Raw genomic sequence first — 14983 nt, 5'->3', positions numbered from 1 at the left:
CGGACCGCTGGTTGTTTCACGTGAAACAACCAGCGCCCGCCTCAGCTCTGCTCGCCCCACCACTCCTTGAGCGCCGCCACCGCGGCGTCCCGCTCCATCGGCCCGTTCTCCAGCCGCAGCTCCAGCAGGAACTTGTAGGCCTTGCCGATCACCGGGCCCGGGCCCACGCCCAAGACCTCCATGATGTCGTTGCCGTCGAGGTCGGGGCGGATCGAGTCCAGCTCCTCCTGTTCCTGGAGGCGAGCGATGCGCTCCTCCAGGCCGTCGTACGCGCGCGACAGGGCGTTCGCCTTGCGCTTGTTACGCGTCGTGCAGTCGGAGCGGGTCAGCTTGTGCAGCCGGTCCAGGAGCGGTCCCGCGTCCCGTACATAGCGACGTACGGCCGAATCGGTCCACTCGCCCGTGCCGTACCCGTGGAAGCGCAGGTGGAGCTCGACCAGACGCGAGACATCCTTCACCAGCTCGTTGGAGTACTTGAGCGCTGTCATCCGCTTCTTGACCATCTTCGCGCCCACCACCTCGTGGTGATGGAAGGAGACCCGACCATCGCTCTCGAAGCGTCGCGTCCGCGGCTTGCCGATGTCGTGCAGCAGCGCCGCGATCCGCAGCGTCAGGTCGGGGCCGTCCGTCTCCAGTGCCATCGCCTGCTCGAGGACGATCAGCGAGTGGTCGTAGACGTCCTTGTGACGATGGTGCTCGTCCCGCTCCAGACGCAGCGCCGGCAGCTCGGGCAGGACGCGCTCGGCAAGCCCGGTGTCCACGAGCAGAGCCAGGCCCTTGCGCGGGTGTGCGGAGAGGATCAGTTTGTTCAGCTCGTCCCGCACACGCTCCGCGGAGACGATGTCGATGCGCTCGGCCATCGCCTTCATCGCGGCGACGACGTCGGGGGCCACCTCGAAGTCCAGTTGCGCGGCGAAGCGCGCGGCCCGCATCATGCGCAGCGGGTCGTCGGAGAAGGACTCCTCGGGAGTGCCAGGAGTGCGCAGGACGCGCTCCGACAGGTCTTCAAGCCCACTGTGCGGGTCGATGAACTCCTTCTCGGGGAGCGCCACCGCCATCGCGTTCACCGTGAAGTCACGGCGTACGAGGTCTTCCTCGATGGAGTCGCCGTAGGACACCTCGGGCTTGCGCGAGGTCCTGTCGTACGCCTCGGAGCGGTACGTCGTGACCTCGATCTGGTAGCCGTCCTTCTGGCTGCCGACCGTACCGAAGGCGATCCCGACCTCCCACACCGCGTCCGCCCAGGGCCGGACGATCTTCAGTACGTCCTCGGGGCGTGCGTCGGTCGTGAAGTCCAGGTCGTTGCCGAGCCGCCCCAGGAGGGCGTCCCTGACCGAGCCACCGACCAGGGCGAGGGAGAACCCCGCCTCCTGGAATCGACGGGCGAGATCGTCCGCGACAGGGGACACACGCAGCAGTTCGCTGACCGCGCGGCGCTGCACCTGGCTCAGTGCGCTGGGATTGTCTTCATTGGCGTTCGGCACAACAGAAAAGGGTACGTGTCCCGGGCGCCCGGGGCCGACCCGATTCCCGCCGGGCCCCGCAAGGCCCGCACCGTCGCCCCCGGCCAGGTCTTCCGATCATGTGGAGCAGTCCGCGGCACTTCGCCACAGCGCGCATCGTTACCATGCGTGGACGCACAACCGACGACCACTGACGACGACGAGGGACGGGCGAACGCGTGGCCGAGGCGGCAGACTTCCCGGGGACCAGTCCCTCACCTGCCCGCCGGTGGCTGCGGCGCACCGCAGCACTGCTGGTGGGCACCCCTTTGCTGGCCGGACTCCTGCAGGTCCCTGCAGGCCCCGTCGCACATGCCGCCCCGCCGAGCGCGAAGGCCGACGCGACCGGATCCCGCACCGTCGACGTCTCGCTGGACAAGCTCACCCCGACCACGCCCGGTGAGGGCGACACCCTCGTCGTCTCCGGCACCGTCACCAACAACGGCAAGCAGACGGTGACCGACGCCAAGGTCGGCCTGCGGGTGGGACCCGTCAACAGCCGCAGTGCCATCGACGCCGCCGCGAAGCGCACGGGCTTCCAGCCGGGCACCGAGGGCACGGAGGTCGGCGGGAAGTACACCGAGAAGTTCTCCAAGCTGGCCCCAGGTGTGCGTCAGGACTTCAGCATCTCCGTACCGGTCAAGGAGCTGAGCCTCGGCGCCGACGGCGTCTACCAGCTGGGCGTCGCCCTCACCGGGCAGAGCAGCGCCCAGCCCTACCCCCAGGTGCTCGGGATCGAGCGCACCTTCCTGCCGTGGCAGCCCGACGCCGCCGACGCGAAGACGAAGACGACCTATCTCTGGCCGCTGATCTCCTCCACGCACCTCACGGCGAAGAACGAGTCGGACGAACAGCAGACGCCCGTCTTCAAGAACGACGACCTGGCCGATGAGCTGGGGCCCGGCGGCCGCCTGGAACAGCTCCTGTCCCTCGGCAGCGACCTCGACGTCACCTGGGTCATCGATCCGGACCTGCTCGCCTCCGTCGAGGCGATGACGAAGAGCTACCGGATCCAGAACCCCGACGGGAAGACCACGAGGGCCGGCAGGCACCAGGCCGTCGCCAACCAGTGGCTCAACGACCTCGAGGCCGCCGTCAAGGGCAAGAAGGTCGTCGCGCTCCCCTTCGCCGACCCCGACCTCGCGTCCCTCGCGCACAACGGCAAGGCCGTCTCCGGCTCGCTCGGCCACCTCAAGGAGGCCACCGACGTCGGGGCCAAGGCGGTGGACACGATCCTCCACGTGAAGCCCAGCACGGACTTCGCGTGGCCCGCCGACGGGGCGATCGACCCGTCGATCGTCGACGTCGCCACCTCCGCGGGCGCCCACTCGGTCATCACCCGCAGCGACAGCCTGCGCGAGACCAACCTGCAGTACGCGCCGACAGCGGCCCGGCCGATCGGCGGCGGCACGACGGCCATGGTGGCCGACGCACGCCTCTCGACGGCCTTCGAGGGCGACATGACGGAGGCCGAGAACTCCACGCTCGCCGTGCAGGAGTTCCTCGCCCAGAGCCTGATGATCAACCTCCAGGACCCCGACAAGCAGCGCAGCATCGTCGTCGCCCCGCAGCGCATGCCCTCGGCGAGCCAGGCCCAGTCCATGGCGAAGGCGCTGACCAGCCTCTCCGGCAGCCAGTGGTCGCAGTCCCAGGACCTGACCGCCGCGGCGAAGGAGAAGCCGGACCCGCAGGCCACCACGCAGGTGCCGTCGGCCGGCACGTACCCCGCCTCGCTGCGCAAGCAGGAGCTGCCGCAGTCGGCCTTCGAGCACATTCAGAACACGCAGAACCAGCTCGACCGCTTCCAGGTCATCCTCACCGAGAAGGACCGCGTGGTCACCCCGTTCGGGAGGGCCATAGACCGTGAGATGTCGACGTCCTGGCGCGGGCGTCCGAAGGAGTCGAGCGACTACCGGACGAGCGTGTGGGACTACCTCAAGGAGCTCACCCAGCAGGTGAGTCTGGTCCAGAGGTCCGCCGCGAAGCTCTCCGGACGCAGCGCGACCATTCCGATCTCTGTCCAGAACAACCTGGTACAGGACGTCGACAACCTGGTGCTGCGGCTGTGCTCGCGCAAGCCCACCCGCCTGAAGATCGGCGACGGGCAGTGCGAGGAGAAGCCGATCAAGGTCTCGGGCGGCCACTCCCAGTCGGTGAAGTTCACGACCACGGCCAACGCCAACGGTCCGGTCCCGGTGTACGCCCAGCTCTACACGGAGGACGACCAGCCCTACGGCGACGCCGTGCGCTTCGAGGTCAACGTCACCGAGTTCACCCTCACGGTGATGCTTGTCATCGCCGGCGGTCTCCTGCTGCTCGTTCTCGCCGGATTCCGGATGTACACCCAGCGCAAGCGCGCCGCGCGCAAGCAGGCCCAGGAAGGCCCTGACGAGGGCCCTGAGGGCGATTCCGGCTCCGAGTCGGGGGAAGACGACCCCGAGCAGCCGAGTGACCCGGCGCCGGACACCGCTCCGGAAAGCACCGACCCGTCGGACACGGGTGAGAGAGTGGACCGTTGAGCGATGTCGTGGCCGGTGGGCCCGGGGACGATGAGGTGGGGTAACCATGAACGCGCCGTACGACGGTGACCGTGGCCAGGGCGCGGGCGGTTCCGCCTCGCCCGGGGGCCCGCCGCCCGGCTCCCCCGAGCACGGGCAGGTGCCGCCGCAGCCAGCGCCGGACATGTATCTCCAGGATGCCTACGACCAGGACCCCTACCGGGCCCAGGACCTCTCCGCCCAGGACCCGGTGACCGAGGCGCTCTACGACCGTGCGGCGCATCCTCCGCCGCCGCCCGGCACCTATCAGCAGCAGCCGCTGTACGGCCAGCCGCCCAGCCCGCAGCACGCCCCGGACCCGCGTGTGTGGGCCCAGACGCCCGCACCCGAGCCGGACGGCCCCACCCGCCACCTCCCGTACGGCGACGACGCCCGTACGACGCAGTTCGTGGGCGTCGACGACCTGGTCACCCAGGCCGGCGAGGAGCACCACGAACCGGACGCCTTCGCACACCTCTTCCGCGACCAGCAGCCCGGCGGCTACCGCAACCAGCAGGTCGGCTACCAGCAGAGCGACTACCAACAGGGCGGCTACCCCCAAGGCGGTTACCAACAAGGCGGTGGCCATCCCCAGCAGGGCGGCTACCCCCAGGACAACGGCTATCAGCAGGGCAACGGCTACCAGCAGCCCGTCAACGGCGGCTATCCGCCCGCCGAACAGCAACCGGTCGTCCCGGCCCCCGCGGCGGCCCCGGCACCGGCTCCCGCGCCTGCGCCCGCTCCCAAGTCGGGCGGCCGCGCGTCGAGCCTGCTGAAGTCCAGCGCCCTCATGGCCGCGGGGACGATCGTCTCCCGCCTCACCGGCTTCCTGCGCACCCTGGTCATGGCCGCCGCGATCGGCGTCGGCCTGCTCAACGACTCGTACCAGGTCGCGAACACGCTCCCGACGATGATCTACGTCCTGGTCGGCGGCGGCGCGCTGAACGCCGTGTTCATCCCGCAGCTCGTACGCGCCATGAAGAAGGACGACGACGGCGGCGAGGGATACGCCAACCGGCTCCTCACCCTGGTCATGGTCCTGCTCGCGGGCGTCACCGTCATCTGTGTGGTGGCGGCACCCCTCTTCGTCCGGATGATGTCGCCGACGATCGCGGACGACCCCGTTCGCATGGAAGTGACCGTCACCTTCGCGCGCTTCTGCATCCCGACGATGTTCTTCATGGGCGTGCACGTCGTCCTCGGACAGATCCTCAACGCCCGCGGCCGCTTCGGCGCGATGATGTGGACCCCGGTCCTCAACAACATCGTGGTCATCGCCACCTTCGGCGCCTTCATCTGGGCCTTCGGCGGATTCACCGAGTCCGGCGTCACCCCCGCCAACATCACGCCCGACGGCGTGCGCCTGCTGGGCATCGGCACGCTGCTCGGCCTCGTCGTGCAAGCCCTGGCCATGCTTCCGTACCTGCGCGAGGCCGGGTTCAAGATCCGCCTGCGGTTCGACTGGCGCGGCCACGGCCTCGGCAAGGCCGCGCGGCTCGCGAAGTGGACCTTCTTCTTCGTCCTGGCCAACCAGGTCGGCATGGTCGTCGTCACCCAGCTCGCCACCAGCGCGGGTACGACCGCGGCCGACCAGGGCCATGCCGGCACCGGCATCACCGCGTACAACTACGCGCTGCTCCTGTGGCAGATGCCGCAGGCCATCATCACGGTCTCCGTGATGACCGCGGTCCTGCCCCGCATCTCCCGCTCCGCGAACGACGGCGACCCTGCCGCCGTCCGCGACGACATCTCGTACGGCCTGCGCACCTCGGCCGTGGCCATCGTGCCGTGCGCCTTCGCCTTCCTCGCCCTCGGCGTCCCGATGGCCACGCTGCTGTACGCGGGCTCCGGCTCGGGCGCGCAGAACATCGGCTACACCCTGATGGCATTCGGGCTCGGCCTGATTCCGTACTCGGTCCAGTACGTCGTCCTGCGCGGCTTCTACGCCTACGAGGACACGCGCACGCCCTTCTACAACACCGTGATCGTGGCGGCCGTCAACGCGGCGGCCTCGGCCCTCTGCTTCTTCGTCCTGCCCGCCCGGTGGGCGGTGGTCGGCATGGCGGCCTCCTACGGCCTCGCCTATGCGGTGGGCGTCGGTGTGGCCTGGCGGCGGCTGCGCGCACGGCTGGGCGGCGACCTGGACGGTGCGCAGGTGGCACGCACGTACACGCGGCTCTTCGGCGCCTCGATCCCGGCGGCCCTCGTCGGTGGCGCCGTCGGCTTCGCCATCCTCAAGGCGATGGGCACCGGGGCGCTCAGCTCCCTGGTCGCGCTGGTCGTCGGCGGCATCGCACTCATCGGCGTCTTCTTCGTGGCCGCCCGAAAGATGCGGATCGCGGAGCTCAACTCCATGGTCGGCATGGTCCGGGGGCGTCTCGGCCGCTGAGATAGGGCGGTTCGCACAACCATCGTCGGCCACCGTGTGTCGTGCATAGCGCCGGACTGTGGGCACAATTGGCTTTGGCGTCTGACGAAGCGCAACGGATGGGGAGGCAGGAACGACGGTGGCGGAACGGAGCACGGCTGCCGTCGACGTGGCAGACAACAGCGGCGACGAGCCGCTGACCGCCAAGGCGGAGCAGGCCACGGCCGACGGGGTGGCCCAGACCCGGGAGCGGGACACGGCAGCAGACGAAGACGCGGCGGACAACAACGACAAGCCCACGAGCCGCGGGGCGGCGTCCTCACCCCCAGAACTGCACAGTGGCCACAAGCTCGCCAGACGCTATCGACTGGAAGAGTGCGTCACCCGTCTGGACGGTTTCAGCAGCTGGCGTGCGGTCGACGAGAAGCTCCGTCGCGCCGTCGGCGTGCACCTCCTGCCCGCGGACCATCCGCGGGCCCGCTCGGTGCTCGCCGCGGCCCGTTCCTCGGCGCTGCTCGGCGACCCGCGCTTCGTACAGGTCCTGGACGCGGTCGAGGAGAACGACCTCGTCTACGTGGTCCACGAGTGGCTCCCTGACGCCACGGAGCTCACCGCGCTCCTTGCCGCCAGCCCGCTCGAGGCGCACGACGCGTACCAGCTGGTCAGCCAGGTCTCCCAGGCCATGGCCGCCGCGCACCGCGAAGGCCTCGCGCATCTGCGGCTGACACCGAGCGCGGTGCTGCGCACCTCCACCGGCCAGTACCGCATCCGTGGTCTCGCCGTGAACGCCGCGCTGCGCGGCATCAGCTCCGACACCCCGCAGCGCACGGACACGGAAGCGATCGGCGCCCTTCTGTACGCCTCGCTGACCCAGCGCTGGCCGTACGAGGACGACGCGTACGGCCTCTCCGGGCTCCCCAAGGACATCGGCCTCATCGCCCCCGACCAGGTGCGTGCGGGCGTCCACCGCGGCCTGTCGGAGCTCGCCATGCGCGCGCTCGTCAACGACGGTGCGACGGCGTCACGCCAGGAACCTCCGTGCACGACGCCGGAGGAGCTGGTGAAGGCCATCGGCGAGATGCCCCGCATCCGCCCGCCCGAGCCCGCCTTCACCGCGCCGCCGGAGTACCAGCGCACGACATACCAGCAGGGCACGTACGGCCGTCCCGCGGCTCCCGGGGTCACGCAGCCCGTGCCGACCCCGCCGCCCCCGCTGCAGAGCCGCACCGGCAGGGCCCTCAAGTGGGCCGTGTCCGCGCTGCTCATCGCCGCGCTCGGCCTGGGCAGCTGGCAGCTTGCGGACGCCTTGATGGACCGCGAGAACTCCGGGGCCCCCGGCACGTCGCACACCAACGGAGGCGGCGACAAGGGCCAGCCCAAGCCGAAGAAGCCGATCGCCATCAAGGGCGCCGAGGAGTTCGTCCTGAAGGGCGACCCCCAGAACCCGGGCACCGTAGGCAACACCTACGACAAGGACCGGTCCACGCTCTGGCGCACCAAGACCTTCAACGAGGGTCCGCGGCTTGCCCCGTACAAGCCCGGTGTCGGTATCGTCTACGACCTCGGCTCGGAGCAAGACGTCTCCGAGGCGTCGATAGCCCTTCGCTACGGCGGGAACCGCACCACGGTCGAGCTGTACGCGACGGACTCACTGACGCCTTCGGCGGACATCAAGTCCATGAAGAAGATCGGCACCGCGACCACGTCGGGCCAGACCGCGAAGATCGAGGCCAAGAAGCCCGTGAAGTCGCAGTACGTGCTCCTCTGGATGACCGAAGTACCGAACTCACCTCGCGACGGGTACTACAGCGCGGGATACAAGCAAGGCATCACGGACGTGAAATTCAAGGGCTGAGGAATCGGCTCGGCGACGCTCACCGAGGGGGGAGGGGGTTCGACGGTGGAGGGCACCGAACACCGTGACATGAGCGACCAGGACCTCCTCGCCTGCCACGTCGCCGGTGACAAGGACGCCTTCGGTGAGCTCGTACGGCGCCATCGCGACCGGCTGTGGGCCGTGGCGCTGCGCACGCTGGGGGACCGCGAGGAGGCGGCCGACGCGGTGCAGGACGCCCTGGTCTCCGCCTACCGCGCGGCCCACACCTTCCGTGGGCAGTCCGCCGTGACGACGTGGCTGCACCGGATCACCGTGAACGCCTGTCTCGACCGGGCGCGCAAGGCAGCCTCGCGCAAGGCCTCGCCGATCGATGACACCGAACGGCTTGAGCAGCTCCTGGAGCCGGAGGAATCGGCCGCCGCTCCCGTCGAGCGCGGCGATGTCCACCGGGAACTCATTGAGGCCCTGGGCACGCTTCCTCACGATCAGCGTGCCGCCCTCGTCCTGGTCGACATGCAGGGCTATCCGGTGGCCGAGGCAGCCCGCATGCTCGACATCCCCACCGGCACGGTCAAGAGCCGCTGCGCACGCGGCAGAGCCAGACTGCTGCCGCTGCTCACTCATCTGCGTACGGAAGCACCCGCGCGCAATGGAGACAGCGGCGACGACGGCGGAAGCAAGAAGCCCGCCTCAGGAAGGAACCGGACGCAGGGGACATCCGTCCCACCGGCAGCAGGGCCACGGGATTCAGGACCAAGCGATTCAGCTGCTGTGAAGGGCGGAGGTGGGCGAGCGTGACAGCCACGACCGACTCGGCCGGGCACCCGGAAGTCGCTGAGATCTCCGAGCTGACCGAAGGTCTGCTCTCCCCGTCGCGCACGAGCGACGTACGGCGGCACCTGGACAGCTGCGAGCTCTGCGCCGACGTCTATGCCTCCCTGGAGGAGATCCGCGGCATGCTCGGCACCCTGCCGGGCCCTCCACGCATGCCGGCCGATGTCGCGGGGCGCATCGACGCCGCGCTGGCTGCCGAAGCACTGCTGAACTCCACCGCCCCCGACAGCCCCGATGCGGTGGGTGAGACGTCCGAAGCGGAGCCCGAGGTGGAGCCCGAGCCGGCGCTCGCCACTTCGTCGCCCGCCGCCGCGCGTGTTTCACGTGAAACATCGCCTTCCCGCACGTCCTCCGGAACCACCGACCGCCCTGCCGGGCGCCCGCGTGCCGCCACCGGTCCAGGGCGCGGTGGCCGACCGCGGGGGATGCGTCGGCGTACCGCCGTGCTCAGCGCCGTCTTCACCGCGGCTGCCATCGGTCTCGGCACCCTGCTGATGCAGACCATGGGCGGCGACTCAGGTGGGACCTCCGATACGGCCTCGGGCCGGGAGACCGCGAACCCGTTCTCCGAGGAGAAGCTCAAGGGTCAGGTCGCCGACCTCCTCGCGAAGAACTCCGTCAAGGGGTCCGGGAGCAAGGTGGAGGGCTCCACACCTACTTACGACACACGCACCGCGCCGGAGTCCCCCAAGACGAAGTTGGGTGAGGAGTCCGAGGAGTCTCAGGCAGCCACGGCCGAGATCCCCGAGTGCATTCAGCGCGGCATCGATGACAAGACGCCTCTCGCCGCCGAAGCGGGCTCCTACGAAGGCAAGCCCGCCTATCTCGTCGTCGTGCCCCATGACACCGACAGCACCAAGGTCTCCGCGTACGTCGTCGATGCCACCTGCGTGGACAAGGCCTCACCGTCCACAGGCAAGATCCTTGTGACGCACTCCTATCCCCAGAACTGACGTCTCGGGTATCCCCCAGGGCTGACGTCACCGGCCTTTTTCACAGCGCTCTTTCACGGGCGCTCGACGCTGCGGCCAGCAGTCTTGTGGTGCATGGCACTCTCCGTCCTGACACGCTTCCGTGCGCGCGGACACGTCGGGGAATGCACGCCCCGTAGGATCCGTTGGGTGGGGTGAGAGTCCTGAGACAGGCACCCACCAGCAGTACGCAGCAGTCCCCAGAGACGAGGAATCAAGCCGTGACCGACGTCCGTAACGTGATCATCATCGGCTCCGGGCCCGCCGGCTACACGGCGGCGCTCTACACCGCGCGCGCGTCGCTGAAGCCGCTGGTGTTCGAGGGCGCCGTCACCGCAGGCGGTGCGCTGATGAACACCACCGAGGTGGAGAACTTCCCCGGCTTCCAGGACGGCGTCATGGGCCCCGAGCTCATGGACAACATGCGGGCCCAGGCCGAGCGCTTCGGTGCCGAGCTCGTGCCCGACGATGTCGTCGCCGTCGACCTCAGCGGTGAGATCAAGACCGTGACGGACACCGCGGGCACCGTGCACCGTGCGAAGGCCGTCATCGTCACGACCGGCTCGCAGCACCGCAAGCTCGGCCTGCCGAACGAGGACGCCCTCTCCGGACGTGGCGTCTCCTGGTGCGCCACCTGCGACGGCTTCTTCTTCAAGGACCAGGACATCGCCGTGATCGGCGGCGGCGACACCGCGATGGAGGAGGCCACCTTCCTCTCGCGCTTCGCCAAGTCCGTGACGATCGTGCACCGCCGCGACAGCCTGCGCGCCTCCAAGGCGATGCAGGAGCGCGCCTTCGCCGACCCGAAGATCAAGTTCATCTGGGACAGCGAGGTCGCCGAGATCAAGGGCGAGCAGAAGCTCTCCGGGCTGACGCTGCGCAACCTCAAGACGGGCGAGACGTCCGAGCTGCCGGTGACTGGTCTGTTCATCGCGATCGGCCACGACCCGCGCACGGAGCTCTTCAAGGGACAGCTGGAGCTGGACGATGAGGGCTACCTGAAGGTCGACGCGCCCTCGACCCGGACGAACCTGACCGGTGTCTTCGGCGCCGGCGACGTCGTCGACCACACGTACCGCCAGGCGATCACGGCGGCCGGCACCGGCTGCTCCGCCGCTCTCGACGCAGAGCGTTTCCTCGCTGCCCTCGCCGACAGCGAGTCCGCGGCTGCCACCGTCTGACCCCTCTCTTCCCCCACCGCAACAAGTTAAGGAGACTGCCGTGGCCGGCACCCTGAAGAACGTGACCGACGCCTCCTTCGAGGAGGACGTCCTCAAGAGCGACAAGCCCGTACTGGTGGACTTCTGGGCCGCCTGGTGCGGTCCGTGCCGCCAGATCGCCCCGTCCCTCGAGGCGATCGCGGCCGAGCACGGCGACAAGATCGAGGTCGTCAAGCTCAACATCGACGAGAACCCGGGCACGGCCGCCAAGTACGGCGTCATGTCCATCCCGACCCTGAACGTGTACCAGGGCGGCGAGGTGGCCAAGACCATCGTGGGCGCCAAGCCGAAGGCCGCGATCGAGCGCGACCTGGCGGACTTCATCGCCGAGTAATCGGCGGCGATGTTTCACGTGAAACACGAATGGACCAGTCCCTCCGGGGGCTGGTCCATTCGCCGTTCACAGGCCGGAAGTCTCAGAGCGGCCGCAGCGCCGGCTCCTTCTGTACCGCTCCCAGCAGGCGGTCGAGCGCCAGCTCGACGTCTTCCTTCCAGGAGAGCGTCGTCCGCAGCTCGAGCCTCAGCCGCGGGTAGGCAGGATGCGGGCGGACCGTCTTGAAGCCCACCGCCAAGAGATGATCCGCGGGCAGCACACACGCAGGCTTCTCCCAGCGCGCGTCACCGAAGGCTTCGATCGCCTTGAACCCTCTGCGCAGCAGATCCTTCGCCACCGTCTGGACGATCACGCGGCCGAGCCCCTGGCCCTGATAGCCCGGCATGATCAAGGCCGTCATCAACTGGACGGCATCCGGTGACACAGGGCTGGTGGGGAACGCGGTGGAGCGGGGGACATACGCCGGAGGCGCATAGAGCACGAAGCCCACCGGCACATCGTCGACGTACACGACGCGACCGCAGGATCCCCACTCCAGCAGGACGGCGGAGATCCATGCCTCCTTCTCCAGCTCCGGAGTTCCGGCCTTTACCGCGGCCTGGCCGCTGACCGGGTCCAGTTCCCAGAAGACGCACGAACGGCAGCGCTTGGGAAGGTCCGGGAGGTTGTCCAGCGTGAGCGGTACGAGCCGACGCCCCATGAAGGCGGTTCCTCACTTCCTTCGCCCGCCGCACTGAGAGCGGCTGTCAGAGCGCTGCGTTCCCTGAGCAAGCTGCCGACGAATCCGCCGACCGCCCCCAGCCCGAGGCCCGCGGTCATCAGTCCGGTGCGGCTCATCGATCGCATGGCCCCTGCCTCCCCAATGAGGTGCCGTCAGGTGGATGCGCCATACCTCAACGCATCGTATCCACGATGCGATTGCCCCGATACCGTAAGAAAGCAAAGAGCGGGCCGTGTTCCGGTACAGACCGGACACGGCCCGCTCTCGCGGTGCCGACCTCTGGGGCTCAGGCCTTGCCGTCCTCGGAGTCGTCCTCCGCCGCGGCCTCGGCGAGGCCGTTCTGCAGGACGGGCCCCTCTCCCGGAGCCAGCGTGCTGAGGATGCGCTCCAGATCCTCCAGGGAGGCGAAGTCGACGACGATCTTGCCCTTCTTCTGCCCCAGGTCCACCCTCACTCGCGTCTCGAACCGGTCGGAGAGCCGGGTGGCGAGACCGGTCAGCGCCGGCGAGAGCCGGGTGCCGGCACGCGGCCCCTTGGCCTTCGGAGCGCTCTGCGGCCGCGACCCCATGAGGGTCACGATCTCCTCGACGGCACGCACCGAAAGGCCCTCGGCCACGATCCGGTGGGCGAGTCGGTCCTGCTCCTCCGAGTCCTCGACGGAGAGCAGCGCACGAGCGTGCCCCGCGGAGAGGACCCCGGCAGCGACCCTGCGCTGCACCGCCGGAGAGAGCTTCAGCAGCCGGAGCGTGTTGGAGACCTGCGGGCGGGAGCGACCGATACGATCCGCCAGCTGGTCGTGCGTGCAGTTGAAGTCCTTGAGCAACTGGTCGTAGGCGGCGGCCTCTTCCAGCGGATTCAGCTGGGCACGGTGCAGGTTCTCGAGCAGCGCGTCCAGGAGGAGCTTCTCGTCCTCCGTGGCCCGCACGATCGCGGGGATGCGCTCCAGCCCCGCCTCACCGCAGGCCCTCCAGCGTCGCTCGCCCATGATGAGCTCGTAACGCGCGGGACCCAACTGCCGTACGACGACGGGCTGGAGGAGACCAACCTCCTTGATGGAGGTCACCAGCTCCGCGAGAGCGTCCTCGTCGAACACCTCACGCGGCTGTCGCGGGTTGGGCTTGATGGAGTCCAGCGGCAGCTCGGCGAAGTGCGCACCGGCCACGGTCGAGCTCTCCGGCGCCTCCACTGCCTGCTGGGCCGGCTCCGCCGTTTCATGTGAAACGGGGCTCTGCGGGAGCGACGCCACCTTCGCGGCGGCCACTCCTCGCTCGGCGGTGAGCACAGGCACTGCCGTGGGGGAGGTCGAGGCTCCCCCCACCGTCTGCGGGGCCTGCTTCTCCGTCGGGGCTGCAGGGATCAGGGCTCCGAGGCCTCGCCCCAGCCCTCTCCGTCGCTCGCTCACTGCATCCCCTCCGTCATGCTCTGCTGGCTGTTCTGAGCGCCCATGTGGGCGTGCTGGACGTCATAACGCACTCCTACTCCGCGCAGCGCGATCTCTCGTGCCGCTTCGAAGTAGGAGAGGGCGCCACTCGATCCCGGATCGTAGGTGAGCACCGTCTGGCCGTAGCTCGGCGCCTCGGAGATGCGGACCGATCGCGGGATGCTCGTCCGCAGGACCTCGTCGCCGAAGTGGTTGCGCACCTCGTCCGCCACCTGAGAGGCGAGCCGGGTCCTGCCGTCGTACATGGTGAGGAGAATCGTCGACACATGCAGGTTCGGGTTGAGGTGGCCCCGTACCAGGTCGACGTTGCGCAGGAGTTGGCCGAGTCCTTCCAGTGCGTAGTACTCGCACTGAATGGGGATCAGCACCTCCGCGCCGGCCACCAGTGCGTTGACCGTGAGCAGCCCCAGCGACGGCGGGCAGTCGATGAGGATGTAGTCCAGCGGCTGCTCGTAGGCCTGGATCGCTCGCTGCAACCGGCTCTCACGCGCCACCAGCGACACCAGCTCGATCTCCGCACCGGCGAGATCGATGGTGGCGGGGGCGCAGAAGAGACCCTCGACGTCAGGCACCGGCTGGACGACTTCGGAGAGAGGCTTGCTCTCGACCAAGACGTCGTAGATGGACGGCACTTCGGCGTGATGGTCGATACCGAGAGCCGTGGAGGCATTGCCCTGCGGGTCGAGGTCGATCACCAGGACGCGTGCGCCGTGCAGAGCGAGCGAGGCGGCCAGATTGACGGTCGTCGTCGTCTTGCCCACCCCACCCTTCTGGTTGGCGACCACCATGACGCGGGTCTGCTCGGGGCGCGGCAGGCCTTCGCCTGCGCGGCCGAGCGCTTCCACCGCCAGTTGGGCAGCACGACCGATGGGTGTGTCGTCCATCGGGGTCGGTGTTTCACGTGAAACATCCTCCCCCGCCGACTCGGTACGGGGACCGGGGACCGGATCGGTCATCGGTCCCGCGATGTTGGCGTCGGACCGCAAGGATTCACTCTCCTCGACATCAGGCTCGCAATGAACAGAGCCTCCCATGCTTTCGGGGTCGTGAACCAGCGAGGCCCGGTCTTCTGTGGACGAATCCACCTCTGTGGACAACTCCGTTCCCTTATCGAGGGAACCAAGTGGTCGACGGTCGCGAGGTTCCGCAGCGCGGCCGCGACTGATGATGCCATGCAGCAGTGAGCGACGTTTCACGTGAAACACGATGCACCGCAGC

The 14983-nt window shown here is 68.9% G+C and carries 11 protein-coding genes; 7 read left to right on the top strand and 4 right to left on the bottom strand.

From position 1 onward, the window contains the following. Positions 1-41: 41 nt before the first annotated feature. Complete coding sequence (locus ACZ4D5_RS11280) at positions 42-1484, bottom strand: CCA tRNA nucleotidyltransferase (protein ID WP_467772086.1); 1443 nt, start codon at positions 1482-1484, stop codon at positions 42-44. A gap of 197 nt (positions 1485-1681) precedes the next feature. On the opposite strand from ACZ4D5_RS11280, the gene ACZ4D5_RS11275 reads away from it, so the two are divergent. From ACZ4D5_RS11275 to trxA, 7 genes are all read left to right on the top strand, one after another. Next, positions 1682-4021 (top strand): DUF6049 family protein, encoded by a 2340-nt coding sequence (locus ACZ4D5_RS11275; RefSeq protein ID WP_467772085.1) that lies wholly within the window; start codon positions 1682-1684, stop codon positions 4019-4021. A 46-nt stretch (positions 4022-4067) separates the two neighbouring features. Beyond that, positions 4068-6428, top strand: a complete 2361-nt coding sequence (gene murJ, locus ACZ4D5_RS11270; RefSeq protein WP_467772084.1) for a murein biosynthesis integral membrane protein MurJ — start codon at positions 4068-4070, stop codon at positions 6426-6428. A gap of 118 nt (positions 6429-6546) precedes the next feature. Beyond that, positions 6547-8262, top strand: a complete 1716-nt coding sequence (locus ACZ4D5_RS11265) for a protein kinase family protein (protein WP_467772083.1) — start codon at positions 6547-6549, stop codon at positions 8260-8262. A gap of 45 nt (positions 8263-8307) precedes the next feature. Beyond that, on the top strand, positions 8308-9042 hold the full coding sequence (gene sigM / locus ACZ4D5_RS11260) for an RNA polymerase sigma factor SigM (RefSeq protein WP_467772082.1): 735 nt from the start codon (positions 8308-8310) through the stop codon (positions 9040-9042). Further along, the gene (locus ACZ4D5_RS11255; RefSeq protein WP_467772081.1) at positions 9039-10031 is read left to right on the top strand and encodes an anti-sigma factor family protein; all 993 of its coding nucleotides are present in this window, start codon (positions 9039-9041) and stop codon (positions 10029-10031) included. Before sigM ends, ACZ4D5_RS11255 begins: the two co-directional genes overlap by 4 nt. A 239-nt stretch (positions 10032-10270) precedes the next feature. Then, positions 10271-11230: a thioredoxin-disulfide reductase gene (trxB, locus tag ACZ4D5_RS11250; protein WP_467772080.1), complete on the top strand. Its 960-nt coding sequence runs from the start codon at positions 10271-10273 to the stop codon at positions 11228-11230. A 40-nt stretch (positions 11231-11270) separates the two neighbouring features. Continuing rightward, complete coding sequence (gene trxA / locus ACZ4D5_RS11245; RefSeq protein ID WP_362342544.1) at positions 11271-11603, top strand: thioredoxin; 333 nt, start codon at positions 11271-11273, stop codon at positions 11601-11603. 82 nt (positions 11604-11685) lie between these two features. Here the strand turns inward: trxA and ACZ4D5_RS11240 are convergent, their stop codons facing one another. The 3 genes from ACZ4D5_RS11240 to ACZ4D5_RS11230 form a co-directional block, all read right to left on the bottom strand. Continuing rightward, a complete protein-coding gene (locus ACZ4D5_RS11240; protein ID WP_467772079.1) occupies positions 11686-12303 on the bottom strand; it encodes a GNAT family N-acetyltransferase in 618 nt (205 codons plus the stop codon). Between the two features lie 307 nt (positions 12304-12610). Then, positions 12611-13726 carry a ParB/RepB/Spo0J family partition protein gene (locus ACZ4D5_RS11235; RefSeq protein ID WP_467772078.1) on the bottom strand — a complete coding sequence of 372 codons (1116 nt, stop codon included), beginning with the start codon at positions 13724-13726 and terminating at the stop codon, positions 12611-12613. Further along, positions 13723-14799 (bottom strand): ParA family protein, encoded by a 1077-nt coding sequence (locus ACZ4D5_RS11230; RefSeq protein ID WP_362342690.1) that lies wholly within the window; start codon positions 14797-14799, stop codon positions 13723-13725. The genes ACZ4D5_RS11235 and ACZ4D5_RS11230 overlap by 4 nt, the downstream gene beginning before the upstream one ends. Positions 14800-14983 lie beyond the last annotated feature (184 nt).

The organism is Streptomyces sp. NPDC025651 (assembly GCF_055558735.1).
The sequence above is the reverse complement of the archived record's forward strand: the minus strand, read 5'-3'. Positions and strand labels throughout refer to the sequence as shown.

Excerpts from the sequence above, each read along its gene's own strand:
- ACZ4D5_RS11230 (WP_362342690.1), bottom strand. The coding sequence starts at position 14,799 with ATGGGAGGCTCTGTTCATTGCGAGCCTGATGTCGAGGAGAGTGAATCC.
- ACZ4D5_RS11240 (WP_467772079.1), bottom strand. The coding sequence starts at position 12,303 with ATGGGGCGTCGGCTCGTACCGCTCACGCTGGACAACCTCCCGGACCTT.
- murJ (WP_467772084.1), top strand. The coding sequence starts at position 4,068 with ATGAACGCGCCGTACGACGGTGACCGTGGCCAGGGCGCGGGCGGTTCC.